Annotated in this window: 18 protein-coding genes; 9 read left to right on the top strand and 9 right to left on the bottom strand. The window is 69.8% G+C overall.

Annotation, left to right across the window (positions count from 1 at the left end; genetic code table 11):
* Positions 1-31: 31 nt before the first annotated feature.
* Positions 32-1510 carry a hypothetical protein gene (locus MHN80_RS22105; protein ID WP_239403677.1) on the bottom strand — a complete coding sequence of 493 codons (1479 nt, stop codon included), beginning with the start codon at positions 1508-1510 and terminating at the stop codon, positions 32-34.
* On the bottom strand, positions 1507-2892 hold the full coding sequence (locus MHN80_RS22110; RefSeq protein ID WP_239403678.1) for a glycosyltransferase: 1386 nt from the start codon (positions 2890-2892) through the stop codon (positions 1507-1509). The genes MHN80_RS22105 and MHN80_RS22110 overlap by 4 nt, the downstream gene beginning before the upstream one ends.
* Positions 2893-3005: 113 nt before the next feature.
* Here MHN80_RS22110 and MHN80_RS22115 point away from each other — a divergent pair, with 113 nt between their 5' ends.
* Positions 3006-4325 (top strand): glycosyltransferase, encoded by a 1320-nt coding sequence (locus tag MHN80_RS22115; protein WP_239403696.1) that lies wholly within the window; start codon positions 3006-3008, stop codon positions 4323-4325.
* A 25-nt stretch (positions 4326-4350) separates the two neighbouring features.
* Here the strand turns inward: MHN80_RS22115 and MHN80_RS22120 are convergent, their stop codons facing one another.
* The 3 genes from MHN80_RS22120 to MHN80_RS22130 are packed head-to-tail and all read right to left on the bottom strand — an operon-like array spanning position 4351 to position 7100.
* Positions 4351-5229, bottom strand: a complete 879-nt coding sequence (locus MHN80_RS22120; protein WP_239403679.1) for a glycosyltransferase family 2 protein — start codon at positions 5227-5229, stop codon at positions 4351-4353.
* Positions 5230-5274: 45 nt separating this feature from the next.
* On the bottom strand, positions 5275-6102 hold the full coding sequence (locus MHN80_RS22125; protein ID WP_239403680.1) for an ABC transporter permease: 828 nt from the start codon (positions 6100-6102) through the stop codon (positions 5275-5277).
* Complete coding sequence (locus MHN80_RS22130) at positions 6099-7100, bottom strand: ATP-binding cassette domain-containing protein (RefSeq protein WP_239403681.1); 1002 nt, start codon at positions 7098-7100, stop codon at positions 6099-6101. The genes MHN80_RS22125 and MHN80_RS22130 overlap by 4 nt, the downstream gene beginning before the upstream one ends.
* Positions 7101-7667: 567 nt before the next feature.
* Here MHN80_RS22130 and MHN80_RS22135 point away from each other — a divergent pair.
* From MHN80_RS22135 to MHN80_RS22145, 3 genes are read left to right on the top strand one after another with little or no spacing between them, the layout of a single operon-like run.
* Positions 7668-9116 carry a condensation domain-containing protein gene (locus MHN80_RS22135; RefSeq protein WP_239403682.1) on the top strand — a complete coding sequence of 483 codons (1449 nt, stop codon included), beginning with the start codon at positions 7668-7670 and terminating at the stop codon, positions 9114-9116.
* A 16-nt stretch (positions 9117-9132) separates the two neighbouring features.
* A complete protein-coding gene (locus tag MHN80_RS22140) occupies positions 9133-10629 on the top strand; it encodes a condensation domain-containing protein (RefSeq protein WP_239403683.1) in 1497 nt (498 codons plus the stop codon).
* 6 nt (positions 10630-10635) lie between these two features.
* Positions 10636-12045: a condensation domain-containing protein gene (locus MHN80_RS22145; protein WP_239403684.1), complete on the top strand. Its 1410-nt coding sequence runs from the start codon at positions 10636-10638 to the stop codon at positions 12043-12045.
* A gap of 4 nt (positions 12046-12049) precedes the next feature.
* On the opposite strand, the gene MHN80_RS22150 is transcribed toward MHN80_RS22145, so the two are convergent.
* Positions 12050-12634 carry a TetR/AcrR family transcriptional regulator gene (locus tag MHN80_RS22150; RefSeq protein ID WP_231896026.1) on the bottom strand — a complete coding sequence of 195 codons (585 nt, stop codon included), beginning with the start codon at positions 12632-12634 and terminating at the stop codon, positions 12050-12052.
* Positions 12635-12866: 232 nt separating this feature from the next.
* On the opposite strand from MHN80_RS22150, the gene MHN80_RS22155 reads away from it, so the two are divergent.
* Both MHN80_RS22155 and MHN80_RS22160 read left to right on the top strand, forming a co-directional pair.
* Entirely contained in the window at positions 12867-14429 is a 1563-nt protein-coding gene (locus MHN80_RS22155) for an NAD(P)/FAD-dependent oxidoreductase (RefSeq protein WP_064571535.1), read from the top strand.
* A 29-nt stretch (positions 14430-14458) separates the two neighbouring features.
* Positions 14459-15289 (top strand): SDR family oxidoreductase, encoded by an 831-nt coding sequence (locus MHN80_RS22160; protein WP_101819014.1) that lies wholly within the window; start codon positions 14459-14461, stop codon positions 15287-15289.
* A gap of 150 nt (positions 15290-15439) precedes the next feature.
* On the opposite strand, the gene MHN80_RS22165 is transcribed toward MHN80_RS22160, so the two are convergent.
* Positions 15440-16417, bottom strand: a complete 978-nt coding sequence (locus MHN80_RS22165) for a glycine betaine ABC transporter substrate-binding protein (RefSeq protein ID WP_239403685.1) — start codon at positions 16415-16417, stop codon at positions 15440-15442.
* A 64-nt stretch (positions 16418-16481) separates the two neighbouring features.
* Between MHN80_RS22165 and MHN80_RS22170 the strand changes: the two genes are divergently transcribed.
* The 3 genes from MHN80_RS22170 to MHN80_RS22180 all read left to right on the top strand — a co-directional run bounded on the left by MHN80_RS22170 (position 16482) and on the right by MHN80_RS22180 (position 19445).
* Complete coding sequence (locus tag MHN80_RS22170; RefSeq protein WP_101819016.1) at positions 16482-17567, top strand: magnesium and cobalt transport protein CorA; 1086 nt, start codon at positions 16482-16484, stop codon at positions 17565-17567.
* A 67-nt stretch (positions 17568-17634) separates the two neighbouring features.
* On the top strand, positions 17635-18276 hold the full coding sequence (locus MHN80_RS22175; protein WP_239403686.1) for an endonuclease: 642 nt from the start codon (positions 17635-17637) through the stop codon (positions 18274-18276).
* A 146-nt stretch (positions 18277-18422) separates the two neighbouring features.
* Positions 18423-19445, top strand: coding sequence for an iron-containing redox enzyme family protein (locus MHN80_RS22180; RefSeq protein WP_239403697.1), 1023 nt, complete (start codon positions 18423-18425; stop codon positions 19443-19445).
* Positions 19446-19504: 59 nt separating this feature from the next.
* On the opposite strand, the gene MHN80_RS22185 is transcribed toward MHN80_RS22180, so the two are convergent.
* Together MHN80_RS22185 and MHN80_RS22190 are read right to left on the bottom strand one after the other, a co-directional pair.
* On the bottom strand, positions 19505-19657 hold the full coding sequence (locus MHN80_RS22185; protein WP_239403698.1) for a CDGSH iron-sulfur domain-containing protein: 153 nt from the start codon (positions 19655-19657) through the stop codon (positions 19505-19507).
* A gap of 47 nt (positions 19658-19704) precedes the next feature.
* Positions 19705-20421 (bottom strand): HemK2/MTQ2 family protein methyltransferase, encoded by a 717-nt coding sequence (locus MHN80_RS22190; protein WP_239403687.1) that lies wholly within the window; start codon positions 20419-20421, stop codon positions 19705-19707.
* Positions 20422-20554: the final 133 nt, after the last annotated feature.

The following is a 20554-nucleotide window of genomic DNA, read 5'->3' on the forward strand; positions in this document are numbered from 1 at the left end:
TGTTCTCCTCGGTATCACCGGGTTCGAAGGGTCACCAGATCTCGTGGGGCAGCCCCCACGCCGTCAGTTCACGGTCGAGCAGGTCCGCGACGACGGCGTCGGAGGAGAAACTCGACTCGTCGCAGCCGAGCACGGTGAACGTCACCTGGTCCCGCGTGCGGACGAGCCACGACTGGACCCCGTCGCCGAATCGCTGTCCCGCCGAGGCGTCGATGCCCTGCGCCATTCCGCGGAAGGCGATCTTGCGCGCCAGCCTGCCCCCCAGCACCGTCGCCGCGGGCGGCACGTCACCGAGGTTGGAGATCACCGCGTCGGGAATCCCGTTGCCGGCGCTGACGATCTTGACGATCACGGCCGGCGGCAGGAACCAGGCCAGCGGTCGCAGATGGATGTGCGGGGCCCGCCGGCCCTCGGACAGGCGGACGAAGGCCGCCTTGCACGCGGACCTGATGCCGCCGAGGTCGCCGCCGGCGACCGGCTCGTCGGTCAGGTACACCGACACGCCCGCGATCGGATTGGACCTGGTGTCCGCCTCGCTCTCGCGACGGTCCACCGGAACCCCGACCTTGATCGGATTCGGCAGCGGTGCATGGCCACTCGAGCGCAACAGGCCGCTGACCACGGCGATGAAGAGGGTGTTGGCGGTGCCGTCGTGTTCGGCGGCGACCCGGTCGAAGTCCGCCGCCGGCACGGTTGCGGTGGCCCAGGTGAACTCGGCGGCGGGCGACCGTTCGGCGATCGGGGGCCGGGCCGGGCGCGGGTCGGGTTCGGGGCCGCCGGCCTTGCGCTGTTCGAGTGCCGCCCGGGCGAGTCCGGCGACGACCGCCACGACCTGCGACCCGACATCCACGACATCGCCGGCCCGCCGGCGACGCCACGAAACCGACGGGAGGGTCGGCTCGTCGGCCGCCGCGGCCCCGGGACCGGACGCGGGGTCGAGCGGCACCGCCGAGGCCTCGGCGGCCTCGGTTGCGGCCGCGAGCATGCCACGACCGTCGGTGACCACGTGCAGGGCGCACAGGGAGACCACGGTGCCGCCGTCCGCGGTGGGGACCGACCGCAATCGCCAGCACCGTCCACCTTCGGCATCGAGAGGAACAGCGGACATCTCGGCGGTCGCCCACTCGTCGATCTCCGTCTCCGACACCGGCTGGCTGTCGGCTGCCAGTCCGGGTGCGTCGGGCGCGTCGACCCAGCGCGGACGCGCCCCGCGGACATCCGGCACGACGAGCATGCGGTTCAGCCGACCGCGCGCCAGTGCCGCGTTCATCGCGGTGAGTGCCTCGATCGAGACCTCCTCGTCGAACACCCAGACCAGCTGGAGCACGACCGACCAGCCGAGTGCCGGTGTGACGAACCAGAACGGGGCGTCTTCCGAGGTCAGCCGGTCGCCCCGGATCGCCGACCCCTCGGCGCGTACGCGTGTCGCGAGGCCACGCACGCCCCGCTCTGCCCCGGCCGCCCGCTCGCCCTCGGGTCGTCCTCCCGCGTGCGACTGCATCGTCGTCATACGTCCACCTTCGTTCCGCTACGCGTCTGCGGTCCCCGCGAACACGGTTCCCTCGTGCATGAGCTTGTCACCGAACTCTCGACCGCGTGCACGGCGTCCACCAGCGCCGCGTCCTCGCTCACCAGGACCGTCGTCAGTCGCGCGGCCCGATCGGCGACCGCGGGGTCGAGCATCGCCGCGACGGCATCGCACAGCCGATCCACGTCCAGGTCACGTCCCACACGGGCCATCGGCATCGACACGCCGACACCCAGCCGTTCGAGTTCGGCACCCCAGAACGGCTGATCCGCGCCGTACCAGCAGATCACCGACGGCCGGCCGGCGCGCAGCACGGCCGCGGTGGTCCCGGCGCCCCCGTGGTGGACCACGACCGCGCACCGGCCGAAGACCGTGCGGTGGTCGACCTGGGTCTCGACCCGCACCGCGTCGGACTCCACACCGCTGCGCACCTCGGCGCCCAGTTCGGACCAGCCGGCACAGACCAGAATCCGACGACCGAGCCGGCGGCCGAGCTCTGCGACGGCGCGCAGGATGCTCTCCTCTCCCCGCAACGGCATGCTGCCGAAACCCACGTAGACCGGGGCGTCGCCGGCGTCGAGCCAGGACGCGAGTGCGTCGGAGCCGGTGACCGGACAGTCCACGGGCAACCCGAGAAACCCCACCGTCGGTCGCGGGCGAGCCGTCGAGTCGGCGACCCACAACCGATCGTGCGGTCCGGACCGGTCGTCGGGCACTCCGAACAACGGGTCGTAGGCCTGCAACTCCCGACCCGCCGCCGCCCGCAGTCGAGCGGAGTAGGGCTCTGACGTCCCGGTCGAACCCAGTGCGGCGCGGAGGCGACGCTCCCGTCGCCTGGTGAGCAGCCCGAAAACGGCGTCGTAGGCGACCCATTGCGCGCGGACGGCACGGGGGCCGCCCGGAAGCCGGCCGGGAACAGGGCCGACCCGGTGGTTGCGGCGTACGGGGGCGTGGTGGATCGACACCAACGGGACACCGGCCGATTCGGCGAAGGCGAGCGCGGGCTGCTCGGTGATCAACCCGGTCACGATGACGTCCGCTCCGTCGACGACCGCTGCCATGTCGGTGACGAGGTGGTCCCATCCGGCGTTTCGCAGCGACAGCAGGACGCGCAGACGTCGCAGCGGGTGACGCCCAGCCTGAGCGCGGGCCCGTGCCACCATCTCGAGGTGGGCACGCGTGTCCTGGCCGAGCGGCACGACCTCCGGCCGCACAGCGCCGTCCGCCCAGGTCCGGGCGGACCGGACCATGTTGGGCGGCACCGCGAGACGCACATCGTGGCCACGGAGTGCGAGCGCCCTCGCCAGCACCGATGCCGGTTGGACGTCCCCGCGGGTTCCGTTGATGACGAACGAGATCCTCATGACACCGTCCCGGTGATCCGCGTCTCGGGCCGCGCGCCGCGGCGACCGGTCGTGTTTAGAATCGGTCGCCCATCCGACCACACCGACACGCGAGGGGTTCGACGTTGAGGTTCGTGATCGCGGTCAACGGCAGCCGCGGCGATGTCCAGCCGGCCGTCGCCCTCGCCGCCGAACTCCTGGGACGCGGCCACGGGGTGACCCTCGCCGCGCCACCCGATCTGGTCGGATTCGGCAGCGGCGCAGGCATTCCCACCGAGGCCTACGGTGCGAGCACGCGCGACCTGCTGGCCTCGGATCTGGTACGCGAGGACATGCGGTCCAAGAACCCGCGCACCCGGTTGCGCGCGGTGTCGGCCATGTCGGTGCGCGGCGGCCGAGTGATGCAGCAACGCCTGCTCGAACTCGCCGACGGGGCGGATGCGCTCGTCGCGAGCAGCGCGGGTCAGGAACGCGCCCACAATGTCTCGGCGGTCCTCGGGATCCCCCACATCCCGCTGCACTACTGCCCCATTCGACGCAACGGCTCGGTGTCCCTGCTCGCCCACCTCGGCATCGATGCGCCGGCGGCGATCAATGACCTGAGCTGGCGGGTCGCCGAGCGAGCCCTCTGGCTCGCCACCCGCTCGGCCGAGAACACCCTGCGATCCGACCTGGGGTTGTCCCCCCTGGCCCGCCCCTACGCCGAACTCATCTCCCGCACCGGGGTTCCCGAGATCCAGGCCTATGATCCGGCCCTCTTCGAGAGCCTCACGACGCAGTGGGGCCGGCGTCGGCCGCTGGTCGGATTCTTCACTCTCGCCGCACCGCAACGAGCCGGGGTGGGTGATGCCGGACTCGATGACGAGTCGGGACCGGGAAGCCTCGCCGACTGGCTCGACGCCGGCGACGCCCCGGTGTACGTCGGCTTCGGCAGCATGTTGCCGGCCGACCCCGACGGCCTGGCCGACGCATTCCGAACCGCGGCGCGGCGGCTCGGGATCAGGTTGCTGGTTTCGGGCGGTTGGAGCGATTTCATGTCGAGCGAATCCGTCTCGGACGCATCGACATCCGGGGACGCCGTGCGCGTGGTCGGGCACGTCGATCACGACGCCGTACTGCCGCGGTGCCGTGCCGCGGTCCATCACGGCGGCGCCGGGTCGGTGGCGGCGGGCCTGCGCGCCGGACTGCCCACCCTGGTCACCTGGGTCGGAGCCGATCAGCCGATCTGGGGACGGGCCCTGAGCAGCGCGCGGGTGGGCGCCACGTTGCCGATGGCACGAGTGACCGCGGAGTCGCTGACCCGGACACTCGACCGAATCCTGGACGCGGACACGCGTGGGCGATCCGCCCATCTCCGCGACCGGCTCATACCCCCTGCCGAGGCCATACGGTCGGCGGCCGACATCGTCGAACAGACGGTCTCGACGCCGGCCACGCGTCGGCGCGCCGGCTGATCCCGGGGCGGGCGGACTCCCGCGATCACGGCAGGACACGATCGGAACCACCGCCCCGCAGCAGGTTTCGCGGATCGATCCGACCCGTCCGGGAGTCATAGGACCGCAGCACGACGAGACGCATCGCGTGCGCGACCGCGATCGCGGGCACATAGACCGCCGCCGCGCCGGCTGCCAGCCCGAAGCGCCGATGCAGCAGGAACGTTCGCGGGAGGAAGCTCATGTAGTGGACGAACGGCACCATGCCGGTCTCCATCCGACGCGGCGACACCCCGACGGTCAGCGAGCGGAGAAAGGCGTTGCGCCCGCCCGCGTCACTCACGCAGAGCCCCATGTCCACGTCTTCGAAGATGTTCCGGCGCATGCTGACCCGGTCCCGGATCGCCGCCCAGGTCGTGCGCCGCAGCACCATGTTCGAGCCGTAGAGCACCGGCACTTCGGTCACGGGCTTCTCGCGCCGCAACCGGTTCAGCGGGTGCAGGCGGGTCTTCCACCGGTCGAATCGTCCGGCCAGGGGCACGTCGTAGGCCTCCCCTCGCCCGCACAGTGCCGCCCAGTCCTCCCCGACGTCGGCGGCGAAGAACTCCACGATCGTGCTCGCCCAGTCCGGAGGCACCCGGGTGTCGGCGTCGATGCGGGCGACGAGATCTCCCGTCGCGGCATCGAGTCCGGAGTTCCGCGCGTACACCAGCCCCTGTCGGGCCTCGTCGATCACGCGGATCCACGGGTGAGTCGAACGCCAGGCGTCGATCACCGCACGGCTGCCGTCGGTCGAATTGTTGTCCACCACCACGATCTCGGTGATCCGGTCGGACTGTGCCGCCAACCGGGCGAGACACTCGCCGATCGTGTCCTCCTCGTTGTAGACCGGTACCACCACCGAGAAGGTGATCGGCGTGCTCATGGTGTCTGCTCCTCGCGCTGATCGATCGGTCATCGGCGCGGACACTCAGGTCCGCCGCATGTAGGTCCGCAGGGTCACCGGCACCACCACGGCGAGGACAGCCGCCGCGCCGAGAAGCGTGTAGGCGATGTCGGTCCCCACGTTCTCGCCGGCGGCCAGTCCGCGCGCCGCCGTCACGAGATGTGAGACCGGGTTCGCCGACGCACAGGCCTGCATCCACCCGGGCATGGTGTCGACCGGGACGAGCGCGTTGGAGACGAAGGTGATCGGCATCAGCACGAGCATCGAGACACCCTGGACGGTCGACGCCTTGTCGAGCAGCACGCCGAGAAGCGCGAAGATCCAGCTCAACGAGAAAGCCACCACCACGATCAGGACGCACGCGACCGCGACACCCACAGGGCTCGCCGGCCGGTATCCCATGATCACCCCGACGCACACCGTGATGGCCGAGGCGACCACGTAGCGCAGGGTGTTCGCCATCAGCGCGCCGGCCAGTGGTGCGATGCGCGCGATCGGCAGCGACTTGAACCGGTCGAAGACCCCGCGATCGAGGTCCTCGCGCAACTGGACGCCGGTGACCACCGACGCCGCGACACACACCTGGACCAGTACCCCGGGGATCAGCAGCGGGAGATATCCCACGACGTTCCCGGCGATCGCCCCGCCGAAGATCGAGGAGAACATGACCGTGAACACGATGGGCAGGACGATGACGTCGAACAGCTGCTGCGGATTGTGTTTGATCTTCAGCAGACCCCGGTGCGTCATCGTGAGGGACTGCATCACCGCCGCGGTCGGCCGGACCCGGTCGGGGGGCTCGGGCGCGGGCTCGGCGGCAAGCGAGTTCGTGTGCAGCGAACCGGTGCTCATGCCCGCACTCCCGTCGAATCGATCTCCGCTGCAGCCGGTGCGGTTCGGGTGGGGTCGCCTCCGTCGGTCAGCGCGAAGAACACCTCGTCGAGGGTCGGCCGGACCACGTTGACCGACGTGAGTGCGAGCCCACGGGCGCGGAGAGCACAGAGGATGTCGGCGAGCGGGTCGATGTCGGCCATCGGCAGCACGAGGACCCCCTCGCGGCGAGCGATCGTCGGCTCCCCGCTCGAGGTGAACGGCGCACACACCTGGGCCGCCGCCGTCAGATCGTCGGCGTCGGCGAGCTCGAGTCGCACACTCATGTCGCCGACGCCGGCCTTCAGGTCGTCCGCCGTCCCGTCGGCGACCACCCGGCCCCGATCCATGACCGCGATGTGATCGGCGAGTTCATCGGCCTCGTCGAGATATTGGGTGGTGAGCAGGACGGTCGATCCGCGCGCCACCATGTCGCGCACCGTCTGCCACATCTGTGCCCGCGTGCGGGGGTCGAGCCCGGTGGTGGGCTCGTCGAGGAAGAGCAGGCGCGGACGTGTGATCAGCGACGCCGCGAGGTCGAGGCGACGGCGCATACCGCCGGAGAAGTGCCCCACGCGCCGGGTCGCGACCGCGCCGAGACCGAACTCGTCCAGCAGTTCGTCGGCCCGGACGCGTGCCCGGCGGCGCGACGAGCCGATCAGTCGGCCGAAGATCATCAGGTTCTCGCGGGCGGTGAGATCCTCGTCGACGGACGCGTATTGGCCGGTGACCCCGATGAGCGACCGGACCGCCGTCGCCTCCGCGACGACATCGTGCCCGAAGATGCGGGCGTCGCCGGAGTCCGGGCGCAGCAGCGTCGCCAGCATGCGCACGGTGGTGGTCTTTCCCGCGCCGTTGGTTCCCAGCAGCGCGAAGACGCCGCCGGCGGGTACGACGAGATCGACCGCGTCGACGGCCCGTGCGCCGCCGAATTCCTTGGTCAGACCGCGGGCCTCGATGGCCGGGACGGTCGTGGACATGGCACCCCCGATGCGTGTGGTCGACTTCGGCCCCACGGTAGGTGAGCGTTCCGGGTGCCGCAACGGCACCGATCACGATATCCGGCGCTGCCCGACAACGTTTTTCGTCGACATGGCGTCTGACTACGCATTCCTGGGTGCAGCGACCCGGGCACGGCGGCGGCTTGTCATCAGTTCTTTACATGAACGCAATCAGACTCGGCACCGACCTCATGGAGCAACGGCCGTTCAGCGAAACATGAAGTTACACAATTCACTTCCCTGGTTCTTCGGCCCGGATCGTCGACGCCGACACTGCCCCTCGGTGATGAACGTCACGCGCCCGTGCCACTGCACGCGCCCGTCGCATGCACTTAGGCTCGCTACAGACACAGGCGGTGTCGACACGGCGCTCGGTCCCGGAGAGTTCCTCCGGAAGGCGTCGTCCGGGGCCGCGCGCATGCATCGTGGTATGCGCGATTCCTGTTGTCACAGATCAGAACTCATGGGCCGGGGGGCCATGCCGAGAACGGCATGGCATGGTGTCGCGGCCCGGGAACGGATGACCGACGCAATGGACCACCGCGCATGAAGTTCACCGAGCTGTCCGACTACCCCGTACCTGCCGGGACGGTGACGATCTGGACGCCGACCACACATACGGATCCCTCGGGCTGGCAACCGGATCCACGCCCGTTCACCTACGATCAGTCGGCGTCGATACAGCGATCGGCCAACGGCGCCTCGGACGAACACTCCTGGCTGGGAGCGATTTTCGAGATCGAGAACGATCTGGACGTCGAACGCTTCGACACCTGCCTGCGCCGGTGGCTCACGCGCCACGAAGCGCTTCACTCGACGTCCGACCCGACGAGCGCCGATGCGCGTCGCACCTACCGCGGCGCCCATCTCGGCGTCGATGCCGAGGTCGCCGGTGACTTCGACTCGGGGGACGATGTCCGCGAGTTCCTCATCGAGACCTTCGACGCCGGACTCGCGCCGACACGCTGGCCGCACTGCCTCGTGGCCACCATCGAGTCGTCGCGCGGCGTCACCGTCGCCTTCGCCGCCGACCACGTGATCATGGATGCGTACTCGATCCTGTTGAGCATGACCGAGATCCGTCGCCTGTACACCTCGTCCCGGATGGGCACGTCCACCGAGATGACCGCTGTCGGAAGTCATCTCGACTTCAGCGTCCACGACCGGGCGGTGGGGCTCGGCATGACCGCCGAGCATCCGGCCGTCACGCGATGGCGCACATTCCTGGACGACTCCGCGAACGCCCCGGGAATCGGCCTCCCGCTGGTCCGCCCACACCTGCAGACGCGGGACCTGGCGCGCACACCGCGGCAGCGCGGAATCTCCGAATACGTGGCAACCGACCGCCTGGCGACTTTCGTGAGCTCCGCGGCCCGAGCAGGCGGACACGGAACGCAGACGGCCGTGTTCGCCGCCCTCGCGGTCGCCCTGCGCACCCTCACCGGCCGCGACACGCTACGACTGACCATGCCGATGCACACACGATCGGAGGCCCGGTACGCGGGATCGGTGGGCTGGTATGTCGGGCTGGCTCCGCTCGAGATCGACCTCTCCGGCGCGGGCACGTTCGACGACGCCCTGGCCGCCACGGCGTCCGCGATCGACGCGGTCCGGCACCTGCCGTCGTTCCCCTACCAGCGCGTCGTCGAATTGCTGGGCGTCGGAGGAGAACCGGAGTTCGTCGTGTCGTATCTGGACATCCGTCACGTCGCCGGGGCGGACGAGTGGGATGCGGCCAGGGCGCAGATCCTGCGCGGCGGGTCGCGATCGGACCGGGAGGTCTACCTCTGGATCGCACGGGTGCCCGGCGGGATCACGGTGTCCGCACGACACCCCGGCCACGATCCGGCGGACGCGAGCATCCGTGACCTCATCACGACCTACTCGTCGATCCTGCAGGCGCTCGCGACCGAGGGCACCGCCCTGCCCCTGTCCTCCTACACCTGCGCGCCCTTCGCCGGCCCCGCCGCGATGGACGACGCCCGACCCGCATGATCGAGGAGGAAACCCGATGAGAATCACGGCGATGGGCAACTGGCGGCCGCAACCGGGAACAGCCGTGCGCTTCGATCCGACCGAGGTCTGCCGCGAAGCCGCCGCGAGCGCGGTCGTCCACGCGACACCCGTCACCTTCCTGGCCGAGAACCACGTGCGCGGTGCAGCGGTCGCCCGGGCCGCGGGGCGCACGCATCGCGGATACCTGGGATCGGGCACCGAGATCGACGGCGACCTCGACACCGCGGCACTGGGCACCGCCCTGACTCGCTTCGTACAGCGTCACGAGGTGCTGCGCACCTGGTTCGAATGCCACGACGGGGACGTCACCGCCCACCTCGTCGATCCCGCCGCCGTCGAATTCGAGGGGCACGTCGACCGCCGACTGGAGACGGCCGACGATGTGCACCCGTACCTCATCGACCGGTTCGACCGCGAGACCTCCAGCGACGCCTTTCCCGGATTCGCCTTCGGAGCCATCAGCCGGCCCGGCGGTTTCGCCCTCTTCCTGGCGTGCGATCACGCCCTCTCCGACGGCGCGTCACAGGCCCTGGCGCTCGACGAGATCGCGCAGATCTATGCGGAACTGGTCGGAGGCGACGAGCCCGATCATGCGGTGCCCGCCGAGCCTGCTCCGGCCGCCGGGGGTTACTTCACGTACGCCGCGGCCGAGGCGGAGTCGACCGCGCAGCATCTGGCGGGTTCCCCCCAGACCCGGGCCTGGCAGGACATCTTCCGCAGGCACGACCTGCAGATGCCGCGGTTCCCCCTCGACCTGGGCCTGGCTCCGGGCGACACCGCACAGGTGACCGGTGTCGAGGTCTCGCTCCTCGACGGCGCCGGGATCACCGCCTTCGACGCCGCGTGCCGAGCAGCGGGCGGCCGTTTCATCGACGGCATCTACGCGGCCATCGCGATCACCGACCGAGAGCTGGCCGGCGCCGACGAGTACTACGGCATGACGGTGTTCAACACCCGCGCCGCTCTCGACGGGTATGCCACGTCGCAGGGGTGGTTCTGCACCTTCGCGCCGGTGGCGTTCGCCCTGGCCGGAGCGTCGACCTTCGCCGAGCTGATCCCGGCGGCCCACACGGCCCGCAGGCACGCGCGCGACCTCGCGACGGTGCCGGTGGCGGCCGCGCTCGCCGCCATCGCCGCCGCGGGCGCCACCCCGGATGCGATCATCACCGCCCCGAACCTGCTCTCCTACATCGATTTCCGATGGTTCCCCGGTGCGTCGCGGGAGGCCTTCCGGCGCGGTGCGCTGTTCACCGGGGAGGGCCGGACGGCCAACGCGTCGGCGTGGATCAACCGCGACCATGACGAGCTCTACCTGGGCAGCCAGATCCCGGGCACCCCGTTCGCGGAGTCCGTGGCGCGCCCCTACTACGACCATCTGCGCGCGGTCATCGCCGACATCGCGCGCGCCGGCGACCGGCAGATCCGTGGGCCGGCGGCGACATCAGGGCCATCCGACCCGGCCGCGGCCGCGGCCCTGCGCAGAGGAGCGTGAGGACGAGTGCACGTCACCACCATCGATCGCTACTGCCCGCCTGCGGGCGAGTTGTTGTCCTGGTCCGTGGACACCTCGACCGCCCGGTCCGAGATCTCCGATGTCCCACCGTCGTTCAACCAGACCGTGCACCTGGCCTCGGCCGGTGAGTCGAGCACCTGGCTGGCCGCCGCGTTCACCGTCCGCGGCCGGGTGGACCGCGCGGCGCTCGGGTCCGCCTACCACGCTCTCGTCGCGCGACACGGCACCCTGCGGTCGTCGTTCTCGGCCGGTCCGGAGGGGGTCCGGCGGCATTCCCACGACCCGGACGACCTCGTACTCCGCGCCGACACCGTGATCCACACGACCTCCGACACCGTTCTGCGCGAACGGCTTCGCGACACGCTCGATCGTGCGTGTCACCCCTTCGGCCATCCCGCGTACCTGTTCGCCGCGATCGACCGCGCCGACGCGTCGACGATCATCTGCGGCTTCGACCACTGCCACGTGGATGCCTACTCGATCTCCATCGTGATCGACGACCTGCATCGCCTGTATGAGGGATATCGCTGCCACGGAGCATCTTTCGATCCCGCGGAGACCGCGATGAGCGGGAGCTTCGTCGACTTCTGCGCCGCCGAGTCACAGGCGTCCACGGTCGCACCGACCGATCCCCGGATGCGCGCCTGGCTCCGCTTCTTCGACGACCGGGACGGCGCCCTGCCCACCTTTCCCCTGGACCTCGGGGTCGAACCCGGCGCCGTCGCGGCACAGGCCACCGAGGTGCGCACGCTGCTCGGGCCGGCGGCGACGGAGCTGTTCGCCGAGCTGTGCCGACGCAACGGCGCCAGCGTGTTCGGCGGAACCCTGGCCGCGATGGCCGACGCGGTACGGCGCTGCGGCGGCGGACCCGAACTGCCGCTGCTGTTCCCGATGCACACACGTCGGGAAGAGAAGTGGCGCACTGCCATCGGGTGGTTCACCACCAATGCGCCACTACGGGTCGTGAGTACCGGTGACCTGATCGAGACGATCCGGCGCACCGGGCCCGAGCTGCGCCGGGCCGTGACGCTCGGCGAAGTACCCGTTCCGCAGGTCATCGAGGCGATGGGCGGACTGCGCCGCACCCGGTCGGACATCTTCATGGTGTCCTACGTCGACTACCGGCTGCTCCCCGGCGCGGACCGCCATCGGGTCATCGACGCCCACCACATCTCGAACGCGACCACCGCCGACGATGCGCAGTTCTGGATCTCGCGCACCGGCGACGGGCTGGCGCTGCGCGCCCGGCACCCCGACACGCTGACCGCCCACCGCACCATCCGCGCGTTCACCGACGAACTGATCCGGACCCTGCGCACCGGCGTCGACCTCGCGGACGCCAACGGCGTCGAACCCGGCGGCGGGTCCGACACCGCGCGGGTCGTCGGCCTCTGAACCCCTACCCGATGGTCGCCGCCGCGAGGGCCGGCAGCGCGGCGGTGATCAGGGCGAGCAGTTCGTCCCGGGTGATCGTCCCGGCATCGGGCGTCTCGGCGGTGAGCCAGCGGATCGTCGTCTCCTCGACGAACGCGATCCAGCCGTGCACGCTCATCACCACGACCGGGGTCACCTCGACCCCGAAAACCGGCGCGTGGTCGAGCACCCGGGCGACCATCACCTCTCGGGTCCGGTCGAAGACCTCCCGCATCGCCGCGTCGGAGCTGGAGGCACCACGGATCAACGCGGTGTAGGCGGTGCGGTTCTCGCTCACGTAGTCGACGAACGCGGCCATCGAGGCCGAGAGGATCGCTATCGGATCGCCCAGGGACGCATCGGGCTCGGTGCGGGCGAGCATCCGGTCCGCCTGCGCCTGCGCAATCGCGACGTGGAACTCCTGCTTGGAGGCGAAATAGTGGAACAGCAGCGCCCGGGACACCCCGGCGGCATCGGCGATCGCATCGATGGTGATCTCCTCGAGCGGCCGGTCCCCGACCATGGCGAGGCCGTATTCGATCAGCTGGTCGCGTCGCGCCTCGGGACTCATCCGCGTGCGCTTGTGCGGGGTGCGCCGGTCATCGCCCTCGGCGTCGATCGACTTGTCGTTGATCACCTTGGCGTTCACCCCTTTGGCGTTCACCCCTTTGGCGTTCACCCCTTTGGCGTTCACCACCGACACGGTTCACTTCCTCGTCCTCTGGCCACCCGGCCAGCCTACTCCTATTGAGTCTTGTTCAATAGCTATTGACACGTGTTCAGTACCACCCTATGGTGACACCATGACAACGAACGATGTAGAGATCGCCATCATCGGTGCCGGCTTCTCGGGTCTGGGCGCCGCGGTCCGCCTCAAGCAGAACGGCTTCGACGACTTCGTCCTCCTCGATCGCGGCCGCGACTTCGGCGGGACCTGGCGTGACAACACCTACCCCGGCGCTGCGTGCGACGTGCCCTCGCAGCTCTACTCCTTCTCGTTCGCGAAGAACCCCACCTGGTCGCGGTCGTACTCGCACCAGCCCGAGATCCACGACTACATCAACGGGGTCGCCGACAGGTTCGGCATCGCCGCCAAAGCCCGCTTCGGCACCGAGGTGACCCGGACCGAGTGGAACGAGGACGAGGGCCGGTGGATCATCGACACGCTGCAGGACGGGAAGACCGACCAGGTGCGCGCGCGGGTCCTCGTCGGCGGTGTCGGCCCGCTGTGTGAGCCCAACCTCCCGGACATCGAGGGCATCGAGTCCTTCGAGGGCAAGATCGTGCACTCCGCCCGCTGGGACAACGACCACGACTTCGGCGGCCAGCGCGTCGCGGTGATCGGTACCGGCGCATCGGCCATCCAGCTGGTCCCCGAGGTCGCCAAGGTCGCCGGCCGGCTGGACGTCTACCAGCGCACCGCACCGTGGATCGTCCCGCGCACCGAGCGGGCGTACAGCTCGGTCGAACACTGGGCCTACAAGAACGTCCCGGGTTACCAGTCCGCGGTCCGCGGCGGGATCTACGCCGCCAACGAGGTCGTCGCATTTGGCCTCACCTACTCGCCCAAGGCGCTCAAGCCCGTCGAGTTGCTCTGCCGCGCCAACATCCTGCGCGGTATCGGCCGCGACGCCGAACTGCGCCGCAAGGCCACCCCGACGTTCCAGGTGGGCTGCAAGCGAATCCTGCGCTCCAACGACTGGTACCCGGCCCTCGCCCGACCCAACGTCGACCTCGTGACCGACGGCATCGACCGGATCACGCCGACCGGGATCGTGTCGCGGGACGGCACCGTGCGCGAGGTCGACGTGATCGTCGTCGCCACCGGATTCCACGTCACCGACTCCCCGGTGTTCGAGAAGATCATCGGCAAGGACGGCCGCAGCCTCGCGCAGGTGTGGAACGAGATCGGCATGCAGGGCTACAAGGGTTCGTTCGTCCACGGCTTCCCGAACATGATGCTGATGGTCGGTCCGTCGACCGGACTGGGCCACACCTCGATGGTGTACATGATCGAGTCGCAGCTCAACTACCTCGTCGACTACCTGAAAACCTCTCGTGCCCAAGGGATCACCCGGACCGAGGTGAAACTCTCCGCTCAGCAGGAGTTCAACGCCGGCATCCAGCACAAGTTGCGCAACAGCGTGTGGGTGAACGGCGGATGTGCCTCCTGGTACAAGGACGCCAATGGCAACATCACGACGCTGTGGCCCGGCTTCACCTTCGCCTTCCGGCAGACGACCCGGTCCTTCGACGTCGCCGCCTACGATGTGACCCGCGGCGCCCGGCGCCCCGTCGCACCTGCGGCACCGGCCGGTTCCGCCGCGGGCGAGGACGTCGCCGCGCCCGCCACCGCCAACGCCTGACCGACCGAACCCACCACAGGAGACAAGACATGAAGGACTTTCGCGGCAAGGTCGTCGTGATCACCGGAGCCGGTTCGGGAATGGGCCGTGACATCGCGGTCAAGCTGGCACGTCGCGGTGCGCGGCTGGCCATCTCCGATGTCACCCCCGACGGTCTGGCCGTCACCGAGAAGCTGGTGAAAGAGGCGGGCGCAGAGGTCCACTCGCAGCTGCTCAACGTCGCCGAGCGCGAAGCCGTGCTCACTTACGCCGACACCGTTGCCGAGCACTTCGGCGTGGTCAACGTCGTGTTCAACAACGCGGGTATCGCTCACCACGGCGAGATCGAGCGCACCGAGTTCAAGGACATCGAACGGGTGATGGACGTTGACTACTGGGGAGTCGTCAACGGCACCAAAGCGTTTCTGCCGCACCTGATCGCCTCCGGCGACGGTCACGTCGTGAACACGTCGTCGCTGTTCGGATTGCTCGCCGAACCGGGGCAGGCCGCCTACAACTCCGCGAAGTTCGCGGTGCGTGGGTTCACCGAGGCGCTGCGCCAGGAGATGATCGTCGCCAAGCATCCGGTGCAGGTGTCCTGTGTGCACCCCGGCGGCATCAAGACCGCGATCGCCCGCAACGCGACCGTGTCCGGCGACCACGATCAGAAGGCCACGGCCGCACTGTTCGATCGCTACCTCGCCCGTATGACGAGCGAGGACGCCGCGGACGTGATCATCGAGGGCGTGCGCAAGAACAAGGCGCGCATCCTGGTCGGCACCGACGCCAAGGTCCTCGATCTCGCAGTGCGCCTCGTCGCGTCGAAGTACCAGTGGGTGTCGGCGAAGCTGACCGGCTGGGCGCTGTCGAAGGCCGGCTGACACCAGCCGGGCGCACGGCGGCGCCGGGAGCGGAGCGAGCGGGCCGAATGGACACGGCGCCGGGAGCGAAGCGAGCGGGCCGGAGAATCACGGCGACGCCGGGGCACCAACACGCGGTCGGGGCGTGTTGGCGTCCCGGCGCTGTCGTGTCTACAGGCCGTGTTCGCCCAGCCAGGCGAGGGCGACCTCGCGTGGGTCCGACCCGCCGTCGACCTCTGCGGACATGGTGGCGAGGTCGGCGGTGGTGATCTCACCTGCCACCTTGTTCATCGCCTTGACCTGGTCGCGGTTCAGCGCCGCTGACCGGAACACCGGTACGAGTACTTCCGCCCGCGGACCGGTCTGAACGGCCTGCTCGGCGCCCGCGGGCCGGGCGTCGGTGGCCGGGGTGCCGGGGCTGTCCGCGGTGTCGCCGCCCCCCTGCGACGTCCGGAGCGCCTGTACCTCCGATGACGTGCCGTCGGCGTCTTCCCCGGCGATCTCGAGCGGCGTCAGCAGGCCGACCGCCGTGCCGCCTGCGGCGCGGCGGAGCACGTCCTCGGAGGAAGCGACGAGTTCGACCGGACCGAACGCGCACCCCGCATCGGCGAAGGCCCGCATGGTGGCCGCGTCCGGTTGACCGAGAGCGGCGACCGGCAGGCCCGCGGGCAGCCGGGCACAGTCGGCGAGACCGGTGGCGCCGACGTCCCCGGCGAGGGTCGTCGACACGAAGATCTGTGGGGCCGCCGACACCGGAGTCTCGTCCCCCACCGAAACTCCCTGCGGCAGTGAGCGATTGAGGTCGCGGTAGACGTCTTCGGCGCCGATCGCGGACGACGACGGGGAGAGCATCGTCAGCAATTCCCCGGTGAAGCCCGGGAAGAGATCGAGTTCGGCTCGATCCATCTCGTCCAGCAGCGTCGGCATGTCCCCGCGGAGCTGGTCGTCGGACACCACCGAGCCCGCGTTGCGCAGCGCCCCCGCGTACACCTCGGCCATCACCCGCATCGCCGGTTCGTCCGACGATCCGATCACCAGCCCGCGCGGCGGGGTCGACGGATCGTCGGCGCAGCCGGCGAGCACCACCGCCAGGACGACGAGGAGGCCGGCCACCGTGACGAGACGTTTGCGGACAAGACGTTCAGGCACCCCGCCACCGTATCTGCAGCGGAGCCTGGGGATCGAACGAGGCGCCCGGGTAAGATCGGCAGCCGTGCCCTCGCTCCCCCGGCCCGGTCCGCGCGGGTTGTCACCGCGCCGCGACCGCCGACCGCTCCCGCAGATCCGCGTCCCGGTGGCGCGTGCGATCGTGGACTGCGCCGTCTACATCGACGGTCACCGGCAGCCGGGGCGCGTCAGCTACACCGAGGGTCTTGCTCGGGTGCGCGCTGCAGGCGAGGGCTTCGTGTGGGTCGGTCTCCATGCCCCCGACGACGCGCAGATGGCCGATGTCGGTGCCACGTTCGGACTTCACGAGCTCGTGGTCGAGGACGCGGTACACGCACATCAACGACCGAAACTCGAGGTGTACGACGACACCCAGTTCCTGGTGTTGCGGACCGTGCAGTACGTCGAGCACGAGACGATGGCCAAGGCGAGCGAGGTCGTCGAGACCGGCGAGATCATGGTCTTCGCCGGACCGGATTTCGTCCTGACCGTCCGGCACGGCGAGCACACCGAACTGTCGGAGCTCCGGCGCCGCCTGGAAACCCATCCCGATCGCCTCGCCCTCGGCCCGACCGCGGTCCTGCACGCTGTCGCCGACAAGGTGGTCGACAGCTACCTTGCGGTCACCGAGCGGATGGACGTCGACGTCGCGGCCATCGAGGAGGTCGTCTTCGGCCGACAGGGTCACTCGCTCGACATCGACCCGGTCTATCTCCTGCGCCGCGAAGTGCTCGAACTACGGCGCGCGGTGACACCGCTCGCGACACCGCTGCAGAGTTTGACAGCGAGCGGTAACCCATTGGTGCCCAAAGAGATCCGACGGCAGTTCCGGGATGTCAGCGACCATCTCACCACCGTCATCGATCGCGTTCTCGAGTACGACGAACTGCTGACCTCGCTCCTGCAGGCCGCGGCGGCCAAGGTCGGCATCCAGCAGTCGACCGACATGCGCAAGATCTCGGCCTGGGTCGCGATCGCGGCGGTACCCACCATGGTCGCCGGCATCTACGGCATGAACTTCGACCACATGCCCGAGCTCCACCAGGAATGGGGTTATCCCGTGGTACTCGGCTGCCTGGTCGCGCTCTGCGCCGGCCTGTTCGTGGTCTTCCGTCGCAGTCACTGGTTGTGATCACCCCCGCGTGACCAGACGCCCGACCGGAGGATTGCCCAGCCGACACGACGGGTAGTCGTTCGCGATGACCCGCACGAACCACGCCCGCGACACGGCGCGCATCCTGCTCGACCGGGCCGGCCGTACCTATGCCGACGACGCAGGCATCATACTGAAGAACACCCCATCCCCGCTGTTCGAGCTGCTGGTCCTCGCCCTGCTTCTCAGCACCAGGATCTCCGCGGACATCGCCGTCGCGGCCGCACGCGAACTGTTCGCGGCCGGTTATCGCACGCCGGAGAAGATGGCCCGAGCCGAGTGGCAGAGCCTCGTCGACGCCCTGGGTCGGGGCCACTACGTCCGGTACGACGAGAGCACGGCCACCCGCCTCGGCGAGGCAGCTCAGCGGGTCCTCGACGAGTATCACGGTGATCTGCGTCGTCTCGCCGACGATGCCGGCGCCGACCCCGGCCGCGCGGCAGAACTGCTCCAGGGGTTCACCGGTATCGGCCCGGTCGGGGCCGACATCTTCCTGCGCGAGGTCCAGTCGGTGTGGGAGTGGGCGACACCGTATTTCGACACACGCGCACTGGCCGCGGCCCGCGACCTCGGGCTACCCGACGATCCGGGACGGCTCGCCGACCTCGCGGACGGACGTCCGGAGGCCCTGGCGGCCGCGCTGGTCCGCGTCTCGCTGGACAAGTCGCTGCGCGCGGAGATCAGCTGATCCGATCGCGGGGCCTATGCTGGGACGACGATCACGACCGTCTCGCCAGCGCCGAGGTTTGTCCCGTGCCCGAATCGGTTATCCGGGAGAGTCCGCGCTCGGACGCCCGGAGACGACAGGAGGACGCACAGGTGTCAGCTGACCCGATGGTCGACGTTTCGACGGAGCACGACACGACCTTCCGGCGACCGCTGTTGCCGGGTGCGCGCGGACCTCTGTCGGCCACCGTCATCGATCTCCTCCGGGGTGACCCCGCATCAGCGTCGGTCCCCGAGTTGCCGGTCGACGACGCCGACCCGTACGGCGATGACCTGCAGCTCGCCCTCTACCTCTGCTACGAGATGCACTACGTGGGCTTCGTCGATGCCGACACCGAGTGGGAATGGAATCCCGCGCTGCTCACGATCCGGGCGGCGCTCGAGCGGTCGTTCCTCGCTGCCCTGCACCGCGACGTGCCGGCGGCGGCCGCCGAGGACTCCGCCGACCACGAGATGGACGAGCTCTGCATCGAGAACCCCGACGGCGACGGTGCCTCGTACCGACTCCGCGACGCCGGCACGTGGGAGCAGTACCGCCAGCTGTTCGCGATGCGCTCGCTCTATCACCTGAAAGAGGCCGACCCGCACGCGTGGGCGATCCCGCGTCTCCGGGGCCACGCGAAAGCCGCCTTCGTCGCGGTCGAGTTCGACGAGTTCGGCGGTGGCCGCGGCGACGCCGTCCATCAGGAACTCTTCGCCGACCTGCTGCGGGCCTCCGATCTCCGCGCCGATTACCTCGGGTACCTCGACACCGTGCCCGGCGTCGCGCTGACGCCGGTCAACCTGATGTCACTGTTCGGACTCCATCGCCGGTACCGGGGTGCCGCGGTCGGTCATCTGGCGGCCACCGAGATCACCTCGCCCCCCGGATCCCAGCGCCTGCTCGCCGGCCTGGAGCAGCTCGACGCGCCGGAGGCCTGCCGACGTTTCTACCGCGAACACGTCGAGGCCGACGCGGTTCACGAGCAGATCCTGCGCACCGACGTCGTCGGCGATCTCATCCGCGGCGAACCGGACACCGAGGCCGACGTGATCTTCGGGATCCGCGCCTTCCTGTTCGTCGAGGACGCGCTCGACCGTCATGTCCTGTCCGCCTGGGAGCGCGGCGAGAGCGCCTTCCCCGGCATCTGACACCCGACACCGCGCGCGGCGAGACACCGCGGTCCTGGGACGCCCGCTCGTCCGGGGCGTCAGTCCGTCCGTCGACGCTTCTTGCGGTGGCTGGTGTCGCACAGCGGGTAGGTCTTGCTGCGCCCGCAGGCGCACACGGCGACCATGAACCGGTCCGATTCGACCTTTGCGCCGTCCGGGAGTTCGATGTCGACGGGTCCGGAGACCAGCATCGGACCACCGCGGATCACCCGCACCGCGTTGCGCTTGGCGTCGCCGCTCACGCCGACCCACCCGCCGAACCGTATTCGCCGGGCGCGACCGCGACGATCGCGACCAGTCGCTCGATGCGGCGGTTGCGCTCGAGCATCCCGATCTCCTCCATCCAGCCCGCACGCGCCGAGAGAACCGGGCCGAACGGGATGACCCGTTCGGCCACCACCTCGGCGGTCAGGCCACCGGCACGGAGGGCACGCAGCGAGGCCTCTTCGTCGGCGAATTCCGAATGGACGAGCACGAAGGTGCCGCCGGGCACCAGCAGGTCCGGAACGTGCGCGCACAGCGGGTCGAGGACGGCCCGGCCGTCGAGGCCGGCGTCCCATGCGTGCGATGGTCCGGCCGGATGCAGGGCCGCCTCGGATTCCGGCGGGGTCGGTACGTACGGCGGGTTACAGGTGACGACGTCGTACCGGCCCCGATGACGGCGGAGGTCGCCGTGGGCCACCTCGATGCGCACCCCGGCCTCGGCCGCCGCCTGTCGCGCATACGCAACCGCCTCGGCGGACGCGTCCACCGCGGTCACCTCGGTCGCACCCGCCCGGGCCGCCGCGAGGGCGATGGCGCCGCTGCCGGTGCACAGGTCGAGGACGCGGGCTCCCGCAACGCCGCGGGAACGCAGGGTGTCGATCAGCAACTGGGTGTCCTGCTGCGGCAGATAGACATCGAGCTCGGGCCGGGGGGCGGTCGTCGTGGGCAGCGACGATGATGTGAGGGTCACGCGTGGCACCGCCCGTCTGTCGTGCCGATGGTCCCTGCTCCCCGTGACTCCATGCGCCCTCACCTTCTCAGACCAGCCGTGCTCTCGATGCTCAGACGTTCCCTCTGTCATCCGTTCCGAAACCTCGGAACGG

The organism is Gordonia sp. McavH-238-E, assembly GCF_022348225.1.
Lineage (GTDB): Bacteria > Actinomycetota > Actinomycetes > Mycobacteriales > Mycobacteriaceae > Gordonia > Gordonia terrae.

Excerpts from the sequence above, each read along its gene's own strand:
- MHN80_RS22105 (WP_239403677.1), bottom strand. The coding sequence starts at position 1,510 with ATGACGACGATGCAGTCGCACGCGGGAGGACGACCCGAGGGCGAGCGG.
- MHN80_RS22110 (WP_239403678.1), bottom strand. The coding sequence starts at position 2,892 with ATGAGGATCTCGTTCGTCATCAACGGAACCCGCGGGGACGTCCAACCG.
- MHN80_RS22120 (WP_239403679.1), bottom strand. The coding sequence starts at position 5,229 with ATGAGCACGCCGATCACCTTCTCGGTGGTGGTACCGGTCTACAACGAG.
- MHN80_RS22125 (WP_239403680.1), bottom strand. The coding sequence starts at position 6,102 with ATGAGCACCGGTTCGCTGCACACGAACTCGCTTGCCGCCGAGCCCGCG.
- MHN80_RS22130 (WP_239403681.1), bottom strand. The coding sequence starts at position 7,100 with ATGTCCACGACCGTCCCGGCCATCGAGGCCCGCGGTCTGACCAAGGAA.
- MHN80_RS22135 (WP_239403682.1), top strand. The coding sequence starts at position 7,668 with ATGAAGTTCACCGAGCTGTCCGACTACCCCGTACCTGCCGGGACGGTG.
- MHN80_RS22140 (WP_239403683.1), top strand. The coding sequence starts at position 9,133 with ATGAGAATCACGGCGATGGGCAACTGGCGGCCGCAACCGGGAACAGCC.
- MHN80_RS22150 (WP_231896026.1), bottom strand. The coding sequence starts at position 12,634 with ATGAGTCCCGAGGCGCGACGCGACCAGCTGATCGAATACGGCCTCGCC.
- MHN80_RS22155 (WP_064571535.1), top strand. The coding sequence starts at position 12,867 with ATGACAACGAACGATGTAGAGATCGCCATCATCGGTGCCGGCTTCTCG.
- MHN80_RS22160 (WP_101819014.1), top strand. The coding sequence starts at position 14,459 with ATGAAGGACTTTCGCGGCAAGGTCGTCGTGATCACCGGAGCCGGTTCG.
- MHN80_RS22175 (WP_239403686.1), top strand. The coding sequence starts at position 17,635 with ATGACCCGCACGAACCACGCCCGCGACACGGCGCGCATCCTGCTCGAC.
- MHN80_RS22180 (WP_239403697.1), top strand. The coding sequence starts at position 18,423 with ATGGTCGACGTTTCGACGGAGCACGACACGACCTTCCGGCGACCGCTG.
- MHN80_RS22185 (WP_239403698.1), bottom strand. The coding sequence starts at position 19,657 with ATGCTGGTCTCCGGACCCGTCGACATCGAACTCCCGGACGGCGCAAAG.